This is a genomic window from Alistipes sp. i18-0019-D1, from assembly GCF_042852885.1.
GTDB lineage: Bacteria > Bacteroidota > Bacteroidia > Bacteroidales > Rikenellaceae > Alistipes.
The window spans coordinates 370354-391815 of sequence record NZ_AP031424.1 but is presented as its reverse complement, the minus strand read 5'-3'; the positions used below and the strand labels follow the sequence as shown (position 1 = coordinate 391815).

General features: G+C 62.3%; 11 protein-coding genes. 4 read left to right on the top strand and 7 right to left on the bottom strand.

The genetic code is table 11. The features are described 5' to 3' along the window. Positions 1-15 precede the first annotated feature (15 nt). The 7 genes from ACGHP5_RS01575 to ACGHP5_RS01545 all read right to left on the bottom strand — a co-directional run bounded on the left by ACGHP5_RS01575 (position 16) and on the right by ACGHP5_RS01545 (position 12859). Positions 16-1965 (bottom strand): 6-phosphogluconolactonase, encoded by a 1950-nt coding sequence (locus tag ACGHP5_RS01575; protein ID WP_290531718.1) that lies wholly within the window; start codon positions 1963-1965, stop codon positions 16-18. Positions 1966-1990: 25 nt separating this feature from the next. Further along, positions 1991-2632 (bottom strand): carbohydrate-binding family 9-like protein, encoded by a 642-nt coding sequence (locus ACGHP5_RS01570; protein ID WP_390567893.1) that lies wholly within the window; start codon positions 2630-2632, stop codon positions 1991-1993. Positions 2633-2635: 3 nt separating this feature from the next. Beyond that, the gene (locus ACGHP5_RS01565; RefSeq protein WP_295904681.1) at positions 2636-3733 is read right to left on the bottom strand and encodes a phosphotransferase enzyme family protein; all 1098 of its coding nucleotides are present in this window, start codon (positions 3731-3733) and stop codon (positions 2636-2638) included. A gap of 144 nt (positions 3734-3877) precedes the next feature. Then, a complete protein-coding gene (locus ACGHP5_RS01560) occupies positions 3878-4873 on the bottom strand; it encodes a DUF5017 domain-containing protein (RefSeq protein ID WP_290531715.1) in 996 nt (331 codons plus the stop codon). 23 nt (positions 4874-4896) lie between these two features. Then, on the bottom strand, positions 4897-6726 hold the full coding sequence (locus ACGHP5_RS01555) for a RagB/SusD family nutrient uptake outer membrane protein (RefSeq protein ID WP_295904687.1): 1830 nt from the start codon (positions 6724-6726) through the stop codon (positions 4897-4899). Positions 6727-6749: 23 nt separating this feature from the next. Then, positions 6750-9887, bottom strand: coding sequence for a SusC/RagA family TonB-linked outer membrane protein (locus ACGHP5_RS01550; protein WP_390567892.1), 3138 nt, complete (start codon positions 9885-9887; stop codon positions 6750-6752). Between the two features lie 29 nt (positions 9888-9916). Continuing rightward, positions 9917-12859, bottom strand: coding sequence for a chondroitinase family polysaccharide lyase (locus tag ACGHP5_RS01545; RefSeq protein ID WP_390567891.1), 2943 nt, complete (start codon positions 12857-12859; stop codon positions 9917-9919). Positions 12860-13053: 194 nt separating this feature from the next. Here ACGHP5_RS01545 and ACGHP5_RS01540 point away from each other — a divergent pair, with 194 nt between their 5' ends. From ACGHP5_RS01540 to ACGHP5_RS01525, 4 genes are read left to right on the top strand one after another with little or no spacing between them, the layout of a single operon-like run. After that, on the top strand, positions 13054-14268 hold the full coding sequence (locus ACGHP5_RS01540; protein WP_390567890.1) for a glucuronyl hydrolase: 1215 nt from the start codon (positions 13054-13056) through the stop codon (positions 14266-14268). An 11-nt stretch (positions 14269-14279) separates the two neighbouring features. Beyond that, on the top strand, positions 14280-17312 hold the full coding sequence (locus tag ACGHP5_RS01535) for a chondroitinase family polysaccharide lyase (RefSeq protein WP_390567889.1): 3033 nt from the start codon (positions 14280-14282) through the stop codon (positions 17310-17312). Between the two features lie 6 nt (positions 17313-17318). Beyond that, complete coding sequence (locus tag ACGHP5_RS01530; protein ID WP_390567888.1) at positions 17319-18857, top strand: sulfatase; 1539 nt, start codon at positions 17319-17321, stop codon at positions 18855-18857. 13 nt (positions 18858-18870) lie between these two features. Next, complete coding sequence (locus ACGHP5_RS01525) at positions 18871-21447, top strand: DUF4955 domain-containing protein (RefSeq protein ID WP_390567887.1); 2577 nt, start codon at positions 18871-18873, stop codon at positions 21445-21447. Positions 21448-21462 lie beyond the last annotated feature (15 nt).

Here is a 21462-nt window from a genome sequence, read left to right as displayed (position 1 = left end):
TTTGTAAAGATGTTTCTAAAACATCTTTACAAATACCTCGATAGCCTGGTATTCGGCCATGCCGAGCTGGTCGTAGAGTCTTGCGGTGTTCTGCGTGCGCTCCTCGGCCCGCTGCCAGAACTCGCGGGGGTCGCTGCCCGGGAAGGGCATGATGTCCTTCTGCGAGAGGTGGCGGTAGATGGCGTGGCGCTTCATGATCAGCTCGTCGGGCGACAGGGGTACGGCCATGTCCACCATGCCGAGGTCCCACTCCATCCAGGCGCCGCGGTAGAGCCACAGGTGGCACTCCTTCAGCCACTCGTCGTCCTTCACGACTTCGAGGGCGCCCAGAATGGCTTCCATGGCCGTACGGTGCGTGCCGTGGGGGTCGGCAAGGTCGCCGGCAGCGTAGATCTGGTGAGGCTTGATTTCGCGCAGCAGATTGACGATGATTTCGATGTCCTTCTCCGTGAGCTGGCCCTTCTTGATGCCGCCCGTTTCGTAGAACGGCAGGTTGAGGAAGTGGGCGTTGGTGTCGGGGTTCAGACCGAACGAGCGCACGGCGGCACGTGCTTCGGCGCGGCGGATGGCGCCCTTCAGGTCGAGCAGCGGACGCGGCTCGGGTTCGCCCTTCTTCTTGCCGGCGATGATCTTCTCGACCTCGGCGTAGTGGTTGCCGTAGCCCAGCTCGCGCGCCGTGTCGATGTTTTGCAGCACCACGTCGTCGTGCACGGCCACGTTGCCCGAGGTTTCGTAGGCCACGTGTACGTCGTGTCCCTGCTGCACGAGGCGGATGAACGTACCGCCCATCGAGATCACGTCGTCGTCGGGATGCGGCGAGAAGACGATCACCCGTTTGGGGAAGGGCGACGAAGGCACGGGGCGCGTCGAGTCGTCGGCGTTGGGCTTGCCGCCCGGCCAGCCCGTGATGGTGTGCTGGAGGTCGTTGAAGACGTCGATGTTGATCTGGTCGTAGGCGCGGCCCTGTTCGAGCAGTTCGCCCAGCGAATTTTCGATGTAATCCTTATAGGTGAGTTTCAGGATGGGCTTCTTCACCACGCCGCAGAGCCATACCACGGCCTTGCGGACGAATTTCGGCGTCCACTCGCAGGGACCCACCATCCACGGCGTCTGCTCGCGGGTGAGCAGCTGCGCGGCGTTGTCGTCGATCACCACCTCGATGTTCTGGTGCGCCTGCAGGTACGAGGCGGGAACCTGATCCGTGATCTCGCCCTCGACGACCCGCTGGACGATGTGGGCCTTCTCCTCGCCCCAGGCCATCAGGATGATGCGGTTGGCGCGCATGATCGTGTCGATGCCCATCGTGATCGCCATCTTGGGCGTGTTCTCCAGCCCGAAGAAAGCGCCCGACTGGATTTTGCGGGTGTTGTAGGTCAGCTGCACCAGCCGCGTGCGCGACCGGGAGTAGGACCCCGGCTCGTTGAAGCCGATCTGGCCGTCCTCGCCGACGCCGATGATCATCAGGTCGATGCGGCGCACCGAGTGGTCGTACGAAGCGCAGTATTCCGAAACGCGGTCCTCGGGAACCGTGCCGTCGGGGATGTGCACGTTCTCGGGCAGGATGTCGATGTGGTTGAGGAACTCCTCGTGGATGCGGTAGTTGCGGCTCTGCTGTTCGGTCGATCGGATAGGGTAGAACTCGTCGAGGCTGTAAACGGCGACGTTCCGGAAGCTGATCTGCCCCTCCTGGTGGCGTTTGACCAGCTCGCGGTAGAGACCCAGCGGCGTGCGGCCCGTGGTGAGGCCCAGCACGAAGGGCTGCGACTCCTCGTAGACCTCGTTCGAGCAGTGGATTTCGTTGTACATGCGGATCGCCTTGACGATGTTGTCGGCGACGTACTGCACACCTTCGTACTCGTTTTCGTAGACCTTGGTGTGGATCTTCTCGTAACGATGGATGATGTCGCGCGGAGCCGATTCGGAAATCAGACCGCCGTCTTTGGGGAGTGAATACTTGTTGTTCATGATTCGATATTGTTTTAGTCTTTTTCTACTTCTCAAACGTCACCTGCTCGAAAAACTCGGGACGGTGGAAATCGGGCTTCTCCGTTTGGATCGGCCGCCACGAGAGGAAATGGGGGTGCGAGAGGTTGTCGCCGCACTTGTAGAGGTTCATGCGGGCCTTGAGGCCGCTCCAGTCGGTCAGTCCGTGGCGGAAAAGCGCCTGCGGGGGGATGGCCAGCGTGAGCGACCAGCGGTTGTCGCCCTCGCGCTCGGCGAAAGGCTCGCCGGGAAGCGTCGTGTAGCGTTTTACGCCTGCCAGCACCTCGGGCGAGGCGTGTTCGGCCTCGGTCCGCGACTTGCGTGCCCCGAGGAGCATCCGCCCGATGCAGGTGGTTTCGAAGTTGTAGTACATCCCCTCGTCGGGCGCGATGAAGAACTCCGCGCACGAGTCGGTCCACACCTCGCCGTTGTCCTCCGTGACGAGCGCAGCCGTGTAGCGTTCGGCAACGTCGAAGCGCAGCATCAGCCAGTCGCCCGTATGGAACATCCGGAAGCTGACTTCCGGGGCATAGGGAAATTCCGCGGGCCAGTTGCAGCACGCCACCGGTCGGGGTTCGATTCCGGCGAATGCCTCGTCCACGGCGGCCCGGTCGTCGGGCTCGATGCCTGCTATCTTGCGAATTTCCATTCCTTATTTGTATTTGGCGACGGTTTCCCGTACGATTTCACACATCGTGCCGTACTGCTCTTCCATGCTTTGCAGCAGCTTGTACTGGGCGTGCGTGCGCACGAGGTTGTGCTCGGGGTATTTCGTCTTGTAATAGGTGTCGCCGTCGATGTAGTCCATCAAAAAGCGCAGCACTTGTTCGAAGGTGATGTAACGGGCCGAGAAGGCCAGGTGGTCGATTTCGGCCTGGTTGAGCTGTCCGGCTCGCTGCGACAGATAGCCTTCGGTATAGGCGCGGAACATTTCGAGGGACATGCCGACGCGCGAAAGGTCGCGGTCGTCTTCGTCGCCCGTGTTGGTGTAGGAGCGGATGGCGTCGCCGAAATCGTTGAGCGACGTGGAGTTCATCACCGTGTCGAGGTCGATGGCGCACAGCACCTCGCCCTGCTTGTCGAAGAGGATGTTGTTGATCTTCGTGTCGTTGTGGGTCACGCGCGTGGGGATCGTGCCGTCCTCGACCTTCGACCAGAAGGCGAGCATCTCGTCGCGGCGCGATTCGATCCAGCCGATCTCCTCCTTCAAATCCTTAACGCGGCCCGCGGCGTCGCGGCGCAGCGCCTCGTCCCACTGCACGAAGCGGTGGCGGATGTTGTGGAAGCCCTTGATCGTCTCGGCCAGCGGCTCGGTGAAGTCCGCCAGCTGGGCCTGGAACTTGCCGATGCCCTCGCCGCCCTTGCGGGCCAGTTCCGGGGAGTCGGCCTTGTTGTAGGCGATCGTGTCGCCGATGAAAACCGAAACGGCCCAGTATTCGCCCTGCGCGTCCACGTGGCAGAGTTTCCCGTCGTGGGTCGCGACGACCGTCATCGCCTCGCGTTTGGGGTCGCCTCCGGCGGCTGCGACGCGGCGGCGGATGTGATCCGTCACTTTGCGGATGTTCTCCATCATGGCCGGAACGTCGGGAAAGATGTTCTTGTTTTTGCGCTGGAGGATGTAATCCGGCGCATCGCCTGCCGTGCGGACGATGAACGTGTCGTTGATAAATCCCTCGCCCAGCGAGTCGATTGCCGTGATGGCGCCTTCCAGCGCGAACTGCGACGCTATTTCCTGTAATTCAGCCTTCATACGATGAGGTTGTTTCGGTTTTGGTTGTTAAAGGTTAAGTTTCACCTCCAAAGTTACTGAAAAGAACGCAGAAATGCAACCCGATGTTGTGAAAAAGCCCGCCTTTCTTGCGGAAGGGCGGGCTTGCGAAAGCTTTCGGACGGGTTATTCGATCGGGTCGATCACCGTGAAAGTCACCTCGTAGGGAGCGGGCGCCGACTGTCCCTGGTAGTTGCCGCCGGCGACGATGAAGGTCACCGTGTAGGTTCCCGGCTCGGTGTAGATGTACGAGTAGCTCGGCAGGTCGTCGGTCACGCCCTTGATGTTCTGGCCCGTGTCGGGCGAGATCGTGTTGAGCGCGACGGGCTGCATGAAAGCCCACTGGTCGATTTCGGGGAAGGCCCCGGCGCTGAAGCCCTGGAAGACGATATTGGCGGTATTGTTCGATCCCGGCTGGCCCTGGAATTTCAGGTTGCCGTTGCCCGATACGTTGTGGATATAGGGGTCGTCGGCGTGCTGCGAAGCCAGCGAGAAGGGGACGAATTCCATGTCCGGGTAGTTGTACACCTGCGTGTCGTGGCCCTTGAACTTGACCGTGATCTTCGGGTTGATCCGATAGGTGCGCATCGTGGTCTTGGGGTCCGGATAGAAAAGGTGCATGCCCCACGAAAAACTGTCGGCGAACCGGGTGATGTCGTAGGTGTAGGTTTCGAACTTGTTCGCATTGTTCGGCGTGAACTCCAATTTGGTCCAGTCGGCGCAGTCGTTCGCCGCAATGGCTTCGACCACGGGGCGGTCGGTGGCGGCATCGCTGCCGTTCAGTCCCGCGAATTTGTTGCCCGCAAACAGATCGAGATTGTTCAGCGTGCCGTACTGCTGGCTGATCTCGATCTCCAGTTCGCACGACTCGATGTCGGCGATGTCGACCTTCGTGCGGTTGCGGTGCTTGTACTCGTGTCCCGGGTCGCCCGTCCAGACGGTGATGAAGTCGGCGTTGCCGCCGAAGTTGAAGACCACCGGGTCGCCCGTGCGGTAGGTGTTCGTCGGCGCCAGCTGTACCGAGAACTCCAGCGGCTCGTAGATCTCTTCGTGCTCGCACGAGGCCGCCGCGGTTGCAAGGGCCAGCGTCGCCGCGAGGTATGTGATTCGTTTCGTATTCATCGTATGCTCTGCAATTAAGCGTTTTACCATAAGGGGTTCTGTCTGAGCGCGTGGTTCACCGCCAGCTCCTTGGTCGGAATCGGGAGGTAGATGTGGCGTGCCGTCACGTTGGCGTAGTTCGCCGACGCATAGTTCGTATAGCTGACGTTGCGGTACTTGTTCTCCGTCGGCTGGTTGGTTCCGGCGTTGTGCATCTGCTCGACGAACGTGCCCCAGCGGATCAGGTCCCACTTGCGAAGCCCCTCGAAGGCCAGTTCGCGTCCGCGTTCGTTGCGCACCAGGTCGCGGAACGAACGGTAGTCGCCGAGCAGGCTCTCGTCGGTCTTGACGCCCGCGCGGCGGCGGATTTCCCGGACGGCCTCCTTGGCCTGGTCGTCCGGCGCCCCGGCGTATTCGTTGATCGCCTCGGCGTACATCAGCAGCACGTCGGCATAGCGAAGGATCGGGAAGTTGATCGTCGTGTAGAGGCTCTTGGCCGACATCTGTTTCTCGTAGACCGTCTCACGGCGCCATTTGCCGGCATTGCGGACGGCGCACATCACCGTCGGGTCGTAAACCAGATCGGCGGGGTCGAACGCGTCCTCGATCGTCTGGTCCAGTCCTTCGATGTCGGGCATGGCGAAACTGTTGTTGTAGACCCACGGCGTCTTGAACATGCTCTGCGTCTGTTGCAGGTAGCGCGTCACGGTCTCGCCCTCCTTGTTCTTGTAAGAGATTTTCTGGTTGTTCATCCCGCGGTAGTTGTAGCCCGGCAGGTTCCACGTCAGCCGCTTGTCGATGACCGTGGCGCTGCCCGTTTCGTCGGCCGTGCGGTCGTTCTCCCAGTAGAGCTGCCAGAGGGTGTAGGAGCCGTTGTAATAGCCGTAGGAGTAGTTGCAGGCCCACTCCGAGTAGTTGGTTGTTCCCGACTGCGAGCGCAGGCCGATCAGGTCGCCGATGCGGCCGTTCGTCCAGTCGGTCGCGCTGGTGCGGTCGCCGAGGAATTCGGCCTCCCACATCGACTCGTGGTACTGCGTGTCGTACTGGTCGCGGATCATGTTGATGAAGACCTCCTCGTAACTCTCGTTCAGGTCGTGCTTGTGCGAGGAGATCACCTCGTTGGCCCAGTAGGCGGCGCGGCGGTACATCTCCTTCTTGTCCAGTCCGTCGATCTGCTTGACGCTCTCGCCGGCCATGAAGAGGTAGACGCGGGCCAGGATGCCCTGGGCGACGGTCTGGCTGACGCGCGAGGGGGTGTTGTCGATGGGTTCGTAGAGGTCGGGAATCGTGGCTTCGATCTCGTCGGCGCACCATTTGAGCACCTGCTCCTGCGGCGTTGCGGCCATCTGCACGTCGTTGGGGTTGGGCGAGGTGGTCGCCTTGACGCGCAGGGGCACGTCGCCCCACGCCTGCGCCAGCAGGAAGTGGTAATAGGCGCGCAGGAACCGCGCTTCGGCGATGTAAAGTTCGATGCCCACCGAAAGTTTCTCGGGGTCGATCTCCGTCTTTTCGACGGCCTCGATGTAGCGGTTGGCGTTCTTGATGCCCTCGTAGAGTTTCGACCAGGCGTCGTAGATCGCCGCCGTGCCGGCGCTGTGGTTGTAGCGGTCGGGACGCGATTCGCTGTTGTTGTAGTTGTTGAAGTAGCAGAGGTCGTCGGCGTTGGCGATCTGCAGCGAGTAGTAGTTGCCGTAGAGCGCTTCGCTGTTCAGCACGCCGTAGACGCCCGCCAGACCGTAGATCAGCTTTTGTTCGCTGTTGTAGTAGCCTTCGCCGGGGATGATCTGCGGATCGGTGTCGAGGAAGCTGCACGCCGGGAGGGCCGCGGTGAGCAGCGCCAGCGTTCCCAGTTTCAATATGCTTTTGATTTTCATGGCGTAATGTTGCGTTTAAACCGTTAGAATGTGAGGTTTACGCCGGCCGTGAAGCCGAATGCGCGGGGATATGCCGACCAGTCGAACCCGGGCGTCAGCACCGAATTGCGGGTCGATACCTCGGGGTCGGGACCGCTGTAACCCGTCAGGGTCCAGATGTTGTCGGCCGAGACGTAGACGCGCATCTGGCTGATGCCCGCCTTGCGCAGCGAACGGCTCGGCAGCGTGTAGCCCAGCGAGACGTTTTTCAGCCGCAGGAACGAGCCGTCCTCGATGACGCGCGACGAGTACTCCTCGCGGCCGACGGCGTTTACGCGCGGAATGTTCGACGTGGGATTCTCCGGCGACCAGCGGTTGGCGTAGGAGGCCAGCTGGTTGGTCTGGCTCTTCCAGCCCGACTCGAAGACCAGCCGGTTGGCGTTCAATACGTCGTTGCCGTAGCTCCATGCGAAGAAGATGTTCAGGTCGAAATTCTTCCAGTTGAAGTTGTTGCCGAAGCCGCCCGTGTTGAGGGGCTGTCCGCAGCCGATGATCGTGCGGTCGTAGTCGTCGATGACCCCGTCGCCGTTCATGTCGCGGTATTTCATGTCGCCCGGCTGCATCGTGTTGCCCTTGAACGAGGGAACGCCGCTGACGAGGTTGCCCTTGTCGTCGAAATCCTCGGCCTTGTAGGTCCCGTCGTAGATGAAGCCGTACATCATGCCCGTGGGCTTGCCCACCTGCGAGATGTAGGGGAACTGCGAGTTGAAGCGCGTCTCCCACGATACGGAACTCTGGAGCGTGTTCTGTCCGTCGACCAGCCCGAGGATCCGGTTGCGGTTGAAGGCGATGTTGAACGACGTGGACCACTGGAACTGACGGGTCTTGACGTTCACCGTCTCGAGCGTCAGCTCGAAGCCGCGGTTGCGGATCTTGCCGATGTTGAGCATCCCCTGCTCGAAGCCCGACGAGGCGGGCAGCAGGGCGTAGAGCAGCAGGTCGCGCGTCACTTTGTCGTACCAGTCGGCCGTCACCTTGATGCGGTCCTCGAAGAACCCGAGGTCGAGACCCGCGTTCCACTGCTCGGTGGTCTCCCACTTGAGCCGTTCGTTGGCCATGTTCGAGACGTAGTAGCCCGGCACGCGCTCGCCGCCGAACACGTAGTCGAGCGAGCTGCCCGAACCCGGGTTGACGGTGATCTGCGAGTAGAAGTCGTAGGGGGTCTGCGTGCGGTTGTTACCCGTCAGGCCCCACGAGAGGCGCAGTTTGCCGTTGCTCATCCAGTCGCTCTTCTTCAGCAGGTTCTCGCGGTTGAAGTTCCACGAAAGGCCGGCCGAGGGGAAGTAGCCCCAGCGGTTGTCGGAGGGGAATTTCGACGAGCCGTCGGCGCGGAACGAGAAGGTGAAGTAGTATTTGTAGCGGAAGTTGTAGTTGGCGCGCAGGAAGGCCGACATCATCCGCCAGTCGTAGTAGTTGCTCTGGACCTTCTGGTAGTTGCCCGTGTGGATGCCCGCGATGCCCAGCTCCTCGGAGGTGATCTGCGTCGACGCAACGCCGTCGTAGGTGTTCTTCTGTCCCTGGAGCGAGAGTCCCGCCATCAGGTCGAGGTTGTGGCTGCGCCCGACACGCTTCTTATAGTTGAGCGTGTTTTCGTTCGACCAGCTCGTCTGGTCGGTCCAGTAGATGGCGCCGTTGACGCCCTTGCCGCTGGGCGAGCCGGCGTAGCCCGTGTAGGTTTCGCTGCCGTTGAACTCCTCGCGGCGGCGTTTGTTCAGGACGTAGCCGCCCGTGGCCTTGAACGTCAGGTCGGGGGTGATCTTCCACGTCAGCGCCATGTTGGCGTTGAGATAGTCCACCAGCGTCTTGCGGTATTCGTTCTTGGCGGTCTTCACCGGGTTGAAACGGTAGTCGTTCGATCCGTCTACGGCTTCGTCGAGCATCGAGTCGAGGATGTCCTGCCCGGGAGGCGTTACGGGGCGGTAGCCCCAGACCGAGTACATCAGCCAGCCCGACGACGACGAGGTGGTCTGCGCCGTGGTGGGGGTCACGCCGTTGGTCGCCGTGCGCGAATAGTTGGCGTTGGCGTTCAGCGTGAGTTTTTTCGAGATGGGCAGCGTGAAGTTGGCCTTGCCCTGGTAACGCTGGAAGTTCGAACGGATGATGATGCCGTCCTGGTCGAGCGCCGAGAAGCCCACGTTGTAGCGCAGGCCCTCCTTGTTGCCGCCCGAGAGCGAAACGTTGTAGTTCTGCTGGAAAGCCGTGCGGTAGAGCTGATCCTGCCAGTCGATGCCCGGGATGGTGCGGTAGTCGTCGAGCGTCAGCCCTTCGCTGAAATAGCTTTTGTTCATCGTGTCCTCGCTGATCAGTTCGCTCTGAAGCCGGACGAACTCGTAGGAACCCATCAGGTCGGCCTTGTTGGCGATCTTGTTCAGGGAGAACGAGGCGCTGAAGTTCACCGTGGGCTTGCCCTCGTTGCCGCGCTTGGTGTTGATCACGATGACGCCGTTGGCTCCGCGCGCTCCGTAGATGGCGGTCGCCGAAGCGTCTTTCAGCACGTCGATCGACTCGATGTCCGCGGGGTTGATCGACGCGGCGAACGACCCTTCGGACGGGAATCCGTCGATGATGTAGAGCGGGGCGTTGCTCTGCGTGAGCGAGTTGTTTCCGCGGATGGTGATATTGGCTTCGGCGCCCAGCGAGCCGTCGCCCGTGGTGACGACCACGCCGGCGATGCGTCCGCCCAGCGCCTGGTCGAAGTTGGTGACGTTGGCCTTCATCATCGTTCCCAGGTCGGCCTTGGCCACCGATCCGGTGAGGTCGCGCCGCGTAGTGGTTCCGTAGCCGATGTTGACGATCTCCACGGCGCCGATCTGCGAGGCTTCTTCGGTCATCTTGACGTTGATCGCCGTGCGTTTGCCGACATACTCCTCGACGGTCGTGTAACCCAGGTAGGAGAAGACCAGCGTCTGGTCCTCCCGGACCTTGATCGAGTAGCTGCCGTTGGCGCCCGTGGCCGTTCCCGACTGCGTTCCCTTGATCAGGACGGTCACGCCCACCAGCGGTGCACCGTTGGCGTCAACCACGCGTCCGTCCACGGCGTTCTGCGCAAAGGCTTCCCCCCCCCGGAGTACCGATAGGGTCACCAGCGCTGCCGCGGCCATGCGTTTAAGTGCTTTTTTCATAAATTAAATCAGGTTGTGGGTAAAAATGGTTATTTCTTCTTGAGCCGGAACTCCACGGGCTGTCCGTGGCGGCAGGTTATCTTCAGCAGCGTTCCGGTATCGTGGGAAACGGCTTCCACGCCCGGATATTGTGCGGCAAGCTCCCATGCGCCGTCCAAAAGCACCTCTTTTTCGATGGGCCGGCTCTCCTGGCGCGTGGTGTAGGTTTTCTCCGTGAGGCCGAGGTCGGGCGTGCAGACGCTCATCACGACCTGTCCGTCCGCGTCGGTGCGCTCCATGACGATCGACTCCCCGGTCGCCTTGCGCACAAGCCCCTGGCCCGTGTATTCCCCGAAGCAGACGTAGCCCGTGATGCCCGTGGCGAGGTCTTTCACGACGTGGGCCGTGTTGTCCCGGCGCAGCACTTCGTAGCTGTCTTTCTTGATCACGCGCGTGATCTCCTTGTTCGTGGGCTGGATGTAGACCGCATATTCGTATCCGGCCTGCTTGGGGGCGCGGCCGTGGTCGATGTAAGCCGTGGCGAAGTTGCCCGTCTGGGGTGCGCGGGTCTTGTCGTTGGGCGAGGTCTGCTCCTGCTTGAGGATGTTCACCGCCGCGGCGTTTTTCACCACGTAGAAATTGCCCTTCGTGTCGGAGAGCGCCAGCCGCTCGCCGCCCTTCGAGAGGTTGAGCGGGAAGGCGTCGTAGATCTCGCCGTCGACTTCGAGCTGTTCGCCCGGACTGTCCATCCGCAGCTGGAAAAGCGTCGTTTCGGTGGGATATGCCTGATTATCGTTGTCGATGCCGCTGCCGAGGAAGACCATCCGGTTGTCGAAGCAGAAGACCGACTTGTGCGCCGTGGCCCCGGGGGTGAAGTTCTTGCGGTCCCTTTCGACGAACTGGAACGCCAGCACACCGTTGCGGCCTTCGAGCGACGAGGCGCCCGAGAAGCGTTCGGGGTTGCGCTCCATGAGCGTCCCCGGCAGCGGGCTTTCCAGTTCGGGGTAGGGCAGGTGGATGGTCGTGGCGCCCGGCACGCGGTTCCAGTCCCAGCCGTCCTGCACGAATCCGCTCGCGGCGGCCGAGACGGGGTTGCCCGAGCCGATGATCGGGGCCGAGCCGTAGCTCTGGTAGCGTCCGTAGCGGTTGTCGCGGGTGTAGATCTCCGAACCCCAGACGTCCGAGTTGTAGGCCTTGAGCGTCACCATCCAGTCGCCGCGGCGGTGGATGCCCGCGGCGCCGTAGTTATAGACGAAGAAACCCGAGGGCGTGGGACCCGCCGAAATGCCCTCCTTCTTGAAGAGGCTGTTCAGCTCCTTGTCCGTGCCTTTCAGACGCAGGTAGGCGCCCGCCAGTTCGGGATCCGCGCCCTTGCCGCTGCCCGTCAGGTCGCCCAGTGCCGCGAGGTAGCCGAAGGCGTTGACGTCGGCGTCGGGGATGCGGCCGTTCTTGCCGAAGGGGTGGCGGCCGGCGAGGCCGAGTCCCCAGTCGCGCAGGTCGGTGTAGTTGGCCATCGACATCAGCGCCAGCTTGAAGTTGCGGCGCGCCTGTTCCGAGAGGATGAAGTCGGTCCCGCGCGTGGCCTTGCACCAGTAGCCGATCATGGCGAACGCGCCGGTCGAGTAGGCGGGGTAGAAGCCGCCGTGGTGGAAGGTCGTGCCGTCGGGCTTGATGCCGCCGATGGTGCCCGGCGTGAAGCCGAGGCTCCCCGAGAGCCATACGCCGAGGCCCTTCATGGCGCGGTACTGCTCGGCTTCCGAGGGCAGCATCAATGCGCTGATGAGCTTGGGGATCAGCAGCGTGTGCCACGAGTCGAGCAGCTCGTCGCGGCCGTAGACGTAGGGTTTGCGGGTCTCCGCCAGGCCGCTCCAGTAGGCCAGCACCTTGACGTATTCGTCGGTCTTGCCGCGTGCGGCGATCTTGTCGCGCATGAGCCACATGGCGTCGTAGATCTTGCGCACGTTGTAGCCGTAGTGGTGGTTGGTTCCGTTGCCGTGGCCGAAGGCGAAGCCCTGGTCGATGGCGTGGTCCATCACGAGAAAGAAATCGTCGTCGTATTTCGAATCTTTGTTGATGTGGCTGTTCAGCGCGAAGGCGTTGAGCATGTTCTCGATGTCGTCCAGGCGCAGTTCGCCTTTCGGGCGGTTGCACTCGTCGTTCGAGAGCAGCGGGGCGCCGATGATGCCGCCGTCGCCGGTGCGGCGGATCGCAGCTTTCCCGAAGGTCTCCAGCGCGCGCGGGATGATCGTGCCGTTGATGTAATTGGCGCTCGACATGTTGGCTGCGACGATGCTTTCGATGCGTGATTTCACGGCGTCGAGCTGGGCCTTTTCCGCGGGCGTGACGTCGTGCAGCGGCTCGTCGTATTCGTACTGCTCCCATTCCCAGAGACGCGCCCAGTGCCACAGCTCGCGTTTGAGGTTGCAGTTGTTGTCCGGAATCTGCTTGTCGGGGGTGATCTGGTCGTGGAGCTTGACCTCGGAGAAGGTCAGGCGGTCGAGGAACAGCTCGCCGCTTTCGACCCCGGCGGGCGTCGAGATGACGAGGCGCGAAACCTGCTGCGAGGCGTGGTCGCCCGGCATGTCGTTGTACTTGATCCAGCAGGCGCGCCAGCCCGTGAAGTCCATGTGGAAATCGAACCGGTAGGGAACTTCGCCGGTGGGCGTCTCGAACGAGAACCTCATGTCGGCGTCGGCGGCCTTGGGGTTGTAGATCCAGAGCATGATGCCCGCGCCCTTGACCCGGAACGAGCGCATCAGCTGTCCGAAATCGTTGAAGCGGAGCGTCGACGGGGCGCTCCACGACCAGCGCAGCGAGCGGCTTCCGTCCTTGTAGTGGAGATCGCTCGATTCGGCCGTGCTGTTTTCGCCGCATACGAAAGCCTTGGGAATTTCCGTTTCGAAACTGATTTTGGCATCGATCGCCGCTGCGGCGGTCTGGTTCCAAAGGGTGGCGAACAACCCCAAAATCGCTGGCACAACGTATTTTAACATGTTTTTCATAGATTCATATTTGGTCAAATTTAAACAAAGAAATTGGATAACCAAAATATTAACGGAGGAAAATAATAAAAATTTTAGTTTCATCGGAAAAGTTTATTAAAATATGCTGCAAGTCCGAAAAATGCTTTATCTTTGTGCGAAAAGCCAGTTTGGTTTACCAAAATAATTACGTTAATTACCTACTTATGAAGATCTTATTTAAATATGCGACCGCCGCGCTCCTCCTGGCAGGAGCTGCCGCCTGCTCGCAGCCTTCGGAGCGCGCTTCGATCATCGACGAAAACATCGCCGTCGCCGAAAAACAGATCGGTATGCTGGCCGATTCGAGCGAGACGGGCGGTGTGATCCGCATCCCCTCGACCTGGAAGAACGGGCGGATCGACTACGTGCCCGTCGACGACTGGGTGAGCGGTTTCTTCGCCGGGACGCTGTGGTACATGTACGAACTGACGGGCGACGAGGCGTGGGCCGCACGTGCGCGGAAGCATACCGAGATTCTCGACTCGGTGCAGTATCTGCAATGGCATCACGACGTGGGTTTCATGATCTACGACAGCTACGGCAACGGCCTGCGGCTGAAAAACGTTCCCGGCTACGAGGGCGTGATCGTCCAGACGGCCAAATCGCTCGCGACGCGTTTCCGCCCGGTTCCGGGCGTCATCCAGTCGTGGGACGCCGACCGGGGCTGGCAGGGCGAACGCGGCTGGCAGTGCCCGGTGATCATCGACAACATGATGAATCTCGAACTGATGTTCAAGGCCACGGAGTTCTCGGGCGACAGCACCTATTATAATATCGCGGTGAAGCATGCCGACCGTACGATGAAGGAGCACTTCCGCGACGATTACAGCTGCTATCACGTCGTGGACTACGATCTGACGACGGGCGGCGTGCGCGGACGCTGCACGGCGCAGGGGTATGCCGACGACTCGGCGTGGGCGCGCGGGCAGGCATGGGCCGTCTACGGCTATACGACCTGCTACCGTTACACGGGTGACAAACGCTACCTCGACCATGCGCGGAAGGTGGCCGGTTTCATGCTCGACGACAAGAACATGCCCGCCGATCTGGTTCCCTACTGGGACTACGACGCACCGAACATCCCGAATGAGCCGCGCGACGTCTCGACGGCGGCCATCATCGCCTCGGCGTTCTACGAAATGTACACCTATACGGGTGACGAACTGTATAAGCAAAAGGCCGACAGGATCGTCGAATCGCTTTCGTCGCCGGCCTACCGCGCTCCGGTGGGCGGCAACGGCGGCTTTCTGCTGATGCACTCCGTGGGCAGCATTCCGCACGGCAGCAATATCGACGTGCCGCTGAACTACGCCGACTACTATTTCCTTGAGGCGCTGATCCGCAAGGCCCGCGTGGAGGCGGGGGAACCTTTGTTTTAAACCGAATGTCCATGTATAAACTGTTGTTTCTCGCCGCTGCGTCGGTGTGGCCGCTGGCCGCACCGGCGCAGTCGGTGCGGGAGGTCGCCGATGCGCGGATTCTTTCGTTCGAGGAGTCTGCGGCGCCTTTTACGGCGTCGAAAGGCTCGTCGCTGTCCGTCTCGGGCGACCATTACAAGCACGGCGCGCACGCGCTCCGCTGGCAATGGTCGCGGGAGGGCGCCCAGGTGCGCATCGAATCCCCGGTGGGCTACCTGTCGGAAAATCCCAATCCCAGGGAGACCTCCGTTTCGACCTTCGTATTCTGGGTCTATGCCCCGAAGGCGCTCGACGGGAAACTGCGTTTCGAGTTCCGCAAGGAGGGGCGCACCTGCGCATGGTTCGACTACGGCCTGGAGTTCACCGGCTGGCGCGGGGCGTGGGTGGCCTTCGACCGCGACATGCAGGGCAGGCCCGAGGAGGGGATGGACGAGCTGGTCGTCACGGCGGAGGGCGTCAAACGGGGCGAGTTGTACTTCGACCACCTGATTCTCTCCTCGTTCCAGGACGTGCGGCATCATACGGCCGATTTCCAGGCGCCGTTCATCAATGCCGCGACTACGAGCCACTGGCTCATTCTGCTGCAGTCGTGGCGCAACCCGATGCCTGCGGTCGCAGCCTCGATCGGCGAGGCCGAGAGGCGCGACATGGCGACCGTCGGGGCGCGCCTGCGCGAACTGCTGCTCGAAGGCCGGAAGCCGATGGCGATGAAGGCCCTGCACAAACGCTTCGACGCATACGGCATTGCGGAGAATCCCGACGGAACGGTCCGGGGCAAGCCGATCTGGTTCGTGCGCTATGCCGAGACCTATATTAATCTGGGCCATCCCGACATCGGCAAACTTTTCAACGACAACGACCAGACGCTGCGCAAATACAACGACTTCATGTTCCAGGTCGCCGTGGCCCACGATGCCGCCGCGGACGCCGCCGAGCGGGCGGAACTGGAACGGATGTATGTGCTGCTGACGCGGCATCTGCTCGATCAGGGTTTTGCCGCCGGAAGTGCACTGGGGACCCTGCACCACCTGGGTTACAGCATGCGCAACTTCTATACGGCCCCCGTGGTGATGCGCGACGTGCTGCGCCGTGCCGGGCTGGAACACGAGGTGCAGCAGGCCATGGAGTGGTTCTCGGGCGTGGGCGAGGTGAAACTCCCGCCGGCGCAGCCGGGCATGGATATCGACGCGTTCAACACCTCGCTCATCGGTCGTCTGGCGAGCATCGTGATGCTCCCGGACACCCCGGCGAAGGCGGCCTGGCTGGAGGCCTTCTCCCGCTGGGTCGACAACGGCTATAAGGTCACCGAGGGGACCGGACCCTGCTTCAAGAGCGACGGCACGGTCTTCCACCACCGCCACCACTACCCGGCCTATGCCGTCGACGGATTCAGCGGCGGGGCTGTGAACGCCGTGTGGCTGTTGTCGAAGACGCAGTTCGCGGTGAGCGCCGAGAGTCATGCCGTCCTGAAACGCGCGTTGCTCGAAATGCGTTTCTACTGCAACCTGCGGTCGTTCCCGCTGGCCCTTTCGGGGCGTCATCCCGACGGCCGCGGAGAACTGGTTCCGTGGCACTTTGCCCGGCTGGCCGTTGCGGGTACGCCCGACGGCAGCGGGGAGATCGACCCGGAACTGGCCGCCGCCTATCTGCGCGTGGCCAAAGGCGACGACGCCTACACGCGGCTGTTCGCCGAAAAGGGCTTCGCACCCGAACCTTCGCCTGCGGGGAACCGCGTCTACGGCTACAATGCCTCGGTGTCGCACCGGCGCGCCGACTGGCTGGTGACCGTCGCGGGCCACAGCCGCTACCTCTGGTCGGCGGAGATTTACCAGGGAGCCAACCACTACGGCCGCTACCTGACGCACGGCAGCATGCAGCTGCTCGGTGACGGCGATCCCGTGAGCGCCTTCGGCAGCGGGTTCCGGCAGGAGGGCTGGGACTGGCGGCACATTCCCGGAACGACGGCGCTCGAAATCCCGATGGAGCGGATGAAGGCCGACATCCGGAACGTCGACACCTGCTCGGGCTACGAGGAGATGCTCCTCTCCGACGAGGCTTTCGCCGGAGGCGTCAGCCACAGGGGCCGCGACGGGGTGTTCGCGATGAAACTCCACGAGCACGACAAATACAACGGTTCGCTGCGGGCGAGCAAGTCGTGGTTTTTCTTCGGCAACCGCATCGTCTGTATGGGTTCCGACATCGAAAACAAGGCCGGGGGCGGTCTGCATACGACGCTGTTCCAGAATTTCATGGAGAACGTTTCCGATACGCTCGTCGTGAACGGCGAGGCGGTGACGCAGTTCCCTTACCGGGCCGAACTTGCGGGCGGCGCCGTCCTGCGTGATAACCTGCACAACGTCTGGTTCGTGCCCGAAGGTAAGGTCTGCGTTACGAAGCGGTTGCAGCGCTCGCTCGACGAGGAGACCGACGCCCCGACGCAGAACGACTTCGCGACGGCGTGGATCGACCACGGCAGCGGGGTTGTCAGCGGCGGCGGGTACGAATACATGCTGGTCGTGCACGCTTCGGACGGCGAGGCGGCCCGCTACGCGCGGGAGCTTCCCTACGAGGTGCTGCGCCGCGACGCCTCGGCGCACATCCTGCGCGACAGGCTGTCGGGTGCGGTGGGGTATGCGCTCTTCGCCTCCGGCAAGGTGGGCGAAGGGTTGCTGGAAAGCGTTTCGCTGCCCTCGCTGGTGATGATCGGCGGGGATGGCGAAGGGCTGACGGTGAGCGCTGCGGACCCCGACCTGCGTTTCTACGAAGGGCCGGGCGACGAGGTGTTCGACGCCGACGGCAAGCGCGTCGAGCGGAGCGTCTACTCCCGCAAATGGATCGACAATCCCTCGGGGGCGTCGCAGCTGGAGGTCGTGATCCGCGGCCGCTGGCAGCCGGAGGGCGATACGCCGGGATGCCGGATTGCCGTTGAAGGAGCCAATACTTCGCTGACCTTCACGTGCCGCGAAGGGGCGACGCGCGAAGTGAACCTGATTGAAATGAAATAAGATACGATGCTGAAAATTAGAATTGCAATTCCGTTCGCGGGCCTCGCCCTGACGGCCTGCGGGCAGTCGGCGGCCGAGCGCCCCAACGTGATCTACGTCTTTCCGGACCAGTTCCGCAACTCTTCGCTGGGGTTCTGGAACGACGCCGAATTTGCCTCGAAGGTGGGGTGGAGGGGCGATCCGGTCCTCACGCCCAACTTCGACCGCTTCGCCCGCGAAGCCACGGTGCTGACCGAGGCCGTGAGCAACTTTCCCGTGAGCAGTCCCCACCGGGGCATGTTGCTTTCGGGCATGTATCCCGAGCGGAACGGCGTGGTGCTGAACTGCATGTCGGAGCGTCCGGAAAGTTCGCTGCGCGAGGACGCCGAATGTATCGGCGACGTCTTCTCGGCGGCGGGCTACGACTGCGCCTACATCGGCAAGCTGCACGCCGACTTCCCGACGAAGAACAACCCTCAGCGTCCGGGGACCTACGTCAGCGACGCCGTTCCCGAGTGGGACGCCTACACCCCGCCCGAACGCCGTCACGGGTTCAATTACTGGTACTCCTACGGTACGTACGACGTGCACAAGCATCCCCACTACTGGGATACCGAAGGCAACCGCCACGATGTCGACGAGTGGTCGCCGCGGCACGAGGTTTCGAAAGCCATCGACTATATCGAGAACAAGGGCGGCGTGCGCAATCCGCGAAAACCGTTCCTGATGATGATCGGCATGAATCCGCCGCATTCGCCCTACGCTTCGACCGACGACTGCGACCTGGAGGGGTATGAACTGTATAGGGACAAGTCGCTGACCGAACTGCTCGTGCGCGACAACGCCGACACGACGATGGCCAAGGCTGCCGCCGCGCGTTACTATTTCGCCAACGTGAGCGGCATCGACCGTGAGTTCGGCCGCCTGCTCGCTGCGCTGGACAGGGCGGGGCTTACGGAGAACACGATCGTGGTTTTCGCTTCGGACCACGGCGAGACGATGACCAGCCATTCGACCGACGACCCCAAGAACTCGATCTGGCGCGAATCGCTGAACATTCCCTTCCTGGTGCGCTATCCGGGGCGGGTTCCGCACCGTGTGGACGACCTGCTGCTCTCGACGCCCGACATCATGCCGACCCTGCTGGGACTGGCGGGCCTCGGGGAGCGGATTCCCGCCAGCGTCGAGGGCCGCGACTACTCGGCCGTGCTGCGGCAGGACGCCGTACAGCCCGCGCGTCCGCGCGCCGCGCTCTACATGCGCAACCTCGACGGCGGACGCGATGCCGACGGACTGGTCCGGGGCTTCTTCGCCCAGGCGCGTGGCGTGAAGACCGCGACGCATACGATGGAGCTGCGCATCGGCCGCGACGGGAAGCTCGAAAGGGTGCTGATGTTCGACGATGCGGCCGACCCCTACCAGCTGCACAACCTCGCGCCGGAGGAGCATCCCGCGCTGTTCGCCGCGCTGTGCCGCGAACTGGCCGTGCTGCTGCGCGACAACGACGACGTGTGGTTCCGCGAGGGCGTGTTGTCCGACGTGGTTCCCTATGATACGAATAACTAACAATCAATCGGATATGAACAAATTGTTTCTGTGGATTGCAGCGGCTTCGGCCTTCGTGCTGCAATCGTGTGAGGACACCGACGGCATCCGCGACGAGATCGGGAGCCTGCGCGACCGGGTGGCCGCGCTGGAGTCGAAGATCGGCGGCGTGAACACCTCCATCGTGGCGCTCCACAAACTGATGGACGAGTCTACGATCATCGTCGGGATCGAATCCAATGCAAAGGGATACGAGATCGAGTTGAGCGACGGAACCCGGCTGCCCGTCATTCTCGGCGAAAAGATCGAGGCGCTGGTTCCCGTCATGGGCATCGACGCCGAGGGCTACTGGACCGTGAGTCTCGACGGCGGAGCCACCTCCGAGCGGCTGAAGGTCGGCGGAGAGTACGTTTCGGCCTGGCCCGTTTCGGGCGGCGACCACCGGCCCGGCGCCGAGGGCGTCACCCCGCAGCTGAAAGTCTCGGCCGACGGGGAGTGGCTCGTGAGCCTCGACGGCGGGGTGACCTACGCGCCGCTGCTGCAGGACGGCCGGCCTGTCAACGCGCTGGGCGACAAGGTCGTCGTCAGTTACAGTTCGGCCTTCAAGTCGGTGACTTACGATGCGACGACCGGACTTTTGGCGGTCGAACTGCTCGACGGCAAGAAGCTCACGCTTCCCGTCTTCGACGATTTCGGACTGACGGTGACGGCTTCCGACAACGAGACTTTCCGCCTCGGGGAGACCCGGGCCTTCGAGGTCGTGCAGAACAACGTCGCCGAGGCGGTGATCGACGCGCCTGCGGGCTGGACGGCCGTGCTCGGAGAGACGACGCTGACGGTCAAGGCCCCTGCGACGTTCGACGCCGCTTCGCAGCAGGCGGCGATCTCGGTGACGGTCTATTCGGACAGGAAATACCGGAAACTCGTCACGCTGAACGTGACGCTGCTCGACGAGCAGCTGGATGCCGACGCCGCTCTGGCGTGGCGGAATTTTAAGGCCGGAACTGCGGATAACGTCCTGCTCGATTATTCGTATGCCGGTTACAAGCACGGCGAGGAGGCTCCGGCCGATGTCTGGGGACTGGGCTACAAGGTTTACAACGTCGTCGACTACGGCGCCGATCCCACAGGTGCGAAATCCTCGCGCGCGGCGTTGACTGCGCTGCTCAGGGAGCTGAAGCTCTCCGGGCAGAGCGACGCCGGGGCGAACCTCGCGAATGCCAATGCCCGGGCGGTGATCTATTTCCCCGAAGGGCGTTTCATCCTCCATAACGACGATGACAACGTGGTGGACGCAACCTCCGCCAATCAGAAATACACCGACTCGAAGGGTAACAACAAGAGTGAGGAAATTTTCATCCGCGGCGGTAATTTCGTGCTCAAGGGCGCGGGCCGCGGCAAGACGACGCTCGTCATGGACACGCCCAACCTGCCGAACAACTCGGAACAGATGTGGTCGTCGCCCATGATGATCAATATCAAGCACAATTCGGGGCTTTCGGACCTCACGACGGTGACGGGCGATGCCGCACGCGGCACGTTCTCGGTGGAGGTGGCTTCGGCGGCCGGCATCGGGAAGGGCGACTGGGTGTGCCTCTCGCTTTCGAACAACGACCCGACGCTGGTTGCGCAGGAGCTGGCGCCGCACCGGGTCGAGGGGAACATGACCGATATTCAGACCATTACGGTCGAGGACTATCACCAGGTGGCTTCCGTAAGCGGCAACCGCGTGACTTTCGTCGAGCCGATCATGCACGCCGTGGAGGCCAGGTGGGGCTGGAAAATCCGTAAATACCCCCATTATGAGAACGTCGGCGTCGAGGACCTTACGTTCGAGGGCCGCTCGAAGGAGAACTTCGGCCACCACGCCTCGTGGGAGGACGACGGGGCCTACAAGCCGCTCAACATGATGCGCCTGACCGATTCGTGGATCCGCCGCGTCGATTTCAAGGGCGTCAGCGAGGCGCTGTCGATCGTGTCGAGCGCCAACTGTTCGGCCTACGACATCGAGATCAGCGGCAACCGCGGCCACTCGGGCGTGCGCTCGCAGTCCTCGTCGCGCATCTTCATCGGCAAGGTTTATGACCACAGCCGCGGGCAGGCCGTGTCGCCGCCCTATACGAGCACGGGGTATTTCGAAAACGCCGGGCAGTACCACGCTTCGGGCGTGTCGAACACCTCGCTGGGGGCCGTGCTGTGGAACAACACGTGGGGCGACGACGCCTTCTTCGAGTCGCACTCCAAGCAGCCGCGCGCCACGCTCGTCGACCGCTGCACGGGCGGATTCGTGCAGTGGCGTTTCGGCGGCGACGAAACCAACGTGCCCAACCACTTGGGCGACCTGACGATCTGGAACCTGAACGCCACGCGTGCGGTGCACGATTTCGGGGCCGAGCCGTTCAAGTGGTGGCTCTCCTCGGACAAATGGTGGAAGACCATGCCGCCGATCATCGTCGGTTTCCACGGTGCGGCGGTCACCTTCGACGAGAGCCCCGAGCAGGTCAAATACCTCGAAAGCAACGGCGCGGCCGTCGAACCGCTGTCGCTCTACGAAGCACAGCTGCGCCAGCGGTTAGGGTATGTTCCCGCATGGCTCAATTCATTGAAATAGAATAAAAACCAATTA

What these genes read in the sequence shown, in the direction of transcription:
- ACGHP5_RS01575 (WP_290531718.1), bottom strand. Translation starts at nt 1,965, where the DNA reads ATGAACAACAAGTATTCACTCCCCAAAGACGGCGGTCTGATTTCCGAA.
- ACGHP5_RS01570 (WP_390567893.1), bottom strand. Translation starts at nt 2,632, where the DNA reads ATGGAAATTCGCAAGATAGCAGGCATCGAGCCCGACGACCGGGCCGCC.
- ACGHP5_RS01565 (WP_295904681.1), bottom strand. Translation starts at nt 3,733, where the DNA reads ATGAAGGCTGAATTACAGGAAATAGCGTCGCAGTTCGCGCTGGAAGGC.
- ACGHP5_RS01560 (WP_290531715.1), bottom strand. Translation starts at nt 4,873, where the DNA reads ATGAATACGAAACGAATCACATACCTCGCGGCGACGCTGGCCCTTGCA.
- ACGHP5_RS01555 (WP_295904687.1), bottom strand. Translation starts at nt 6,726, where the DNA reads ATGAAAATCAAAAGCATATTGAAACTGGGAACGCTGGCGCTGCTCACC.
- ACGHP5_RS01550 (WP_390567892.1), bottom strand. Translation starts at nt 9,887, where the DNA reads ATGAAAAAAGCACTTAAACGCATGGCCGCGGCAGCGCTGGTGACCCTA.
- ACGHP5_RS01545 (WP_390567891.1), bottom strand. Translation starts at nt 12,859, where the DNA reads ATGTTAAAATACGTTGTGCCAGCGATTTTGGGGTTGTTCGCCACCCTT.
- ACGHP5_RS01540 (WP_390567890.1), top strand. Translation starts at nt 13,054, where the DNA reads ATGAAGATCTTATTTAAATATGCGACCGCCGCGCTCCTCCTGGCAGGA.
- ACGHP5_RS01535 (WP_390567889.1), top strand. Translation starts at nt 14,280, where the DNA reads ATGTATAAACTGTTGTTTCTCGCCGCTGCGTCGGTGTGGCCGCTGGCC.
- ACGHP5_RS01530 (WP_390567888.1), top strand. Translation starts at nt 17,319, where the DNA reads ATGCTGAAAATTAGAATTGCAATTCCGTTCGCGGGCCTCGCCCTGACG.
- ACGHP5_RS01525 (WP_390567887.1), top strand. Translation starts at nt 18,871, where the DNA reads ATGAACAAATTGTTTCTGTGGATTGCAGCGGCTTCGGCCTTCGTGCTG.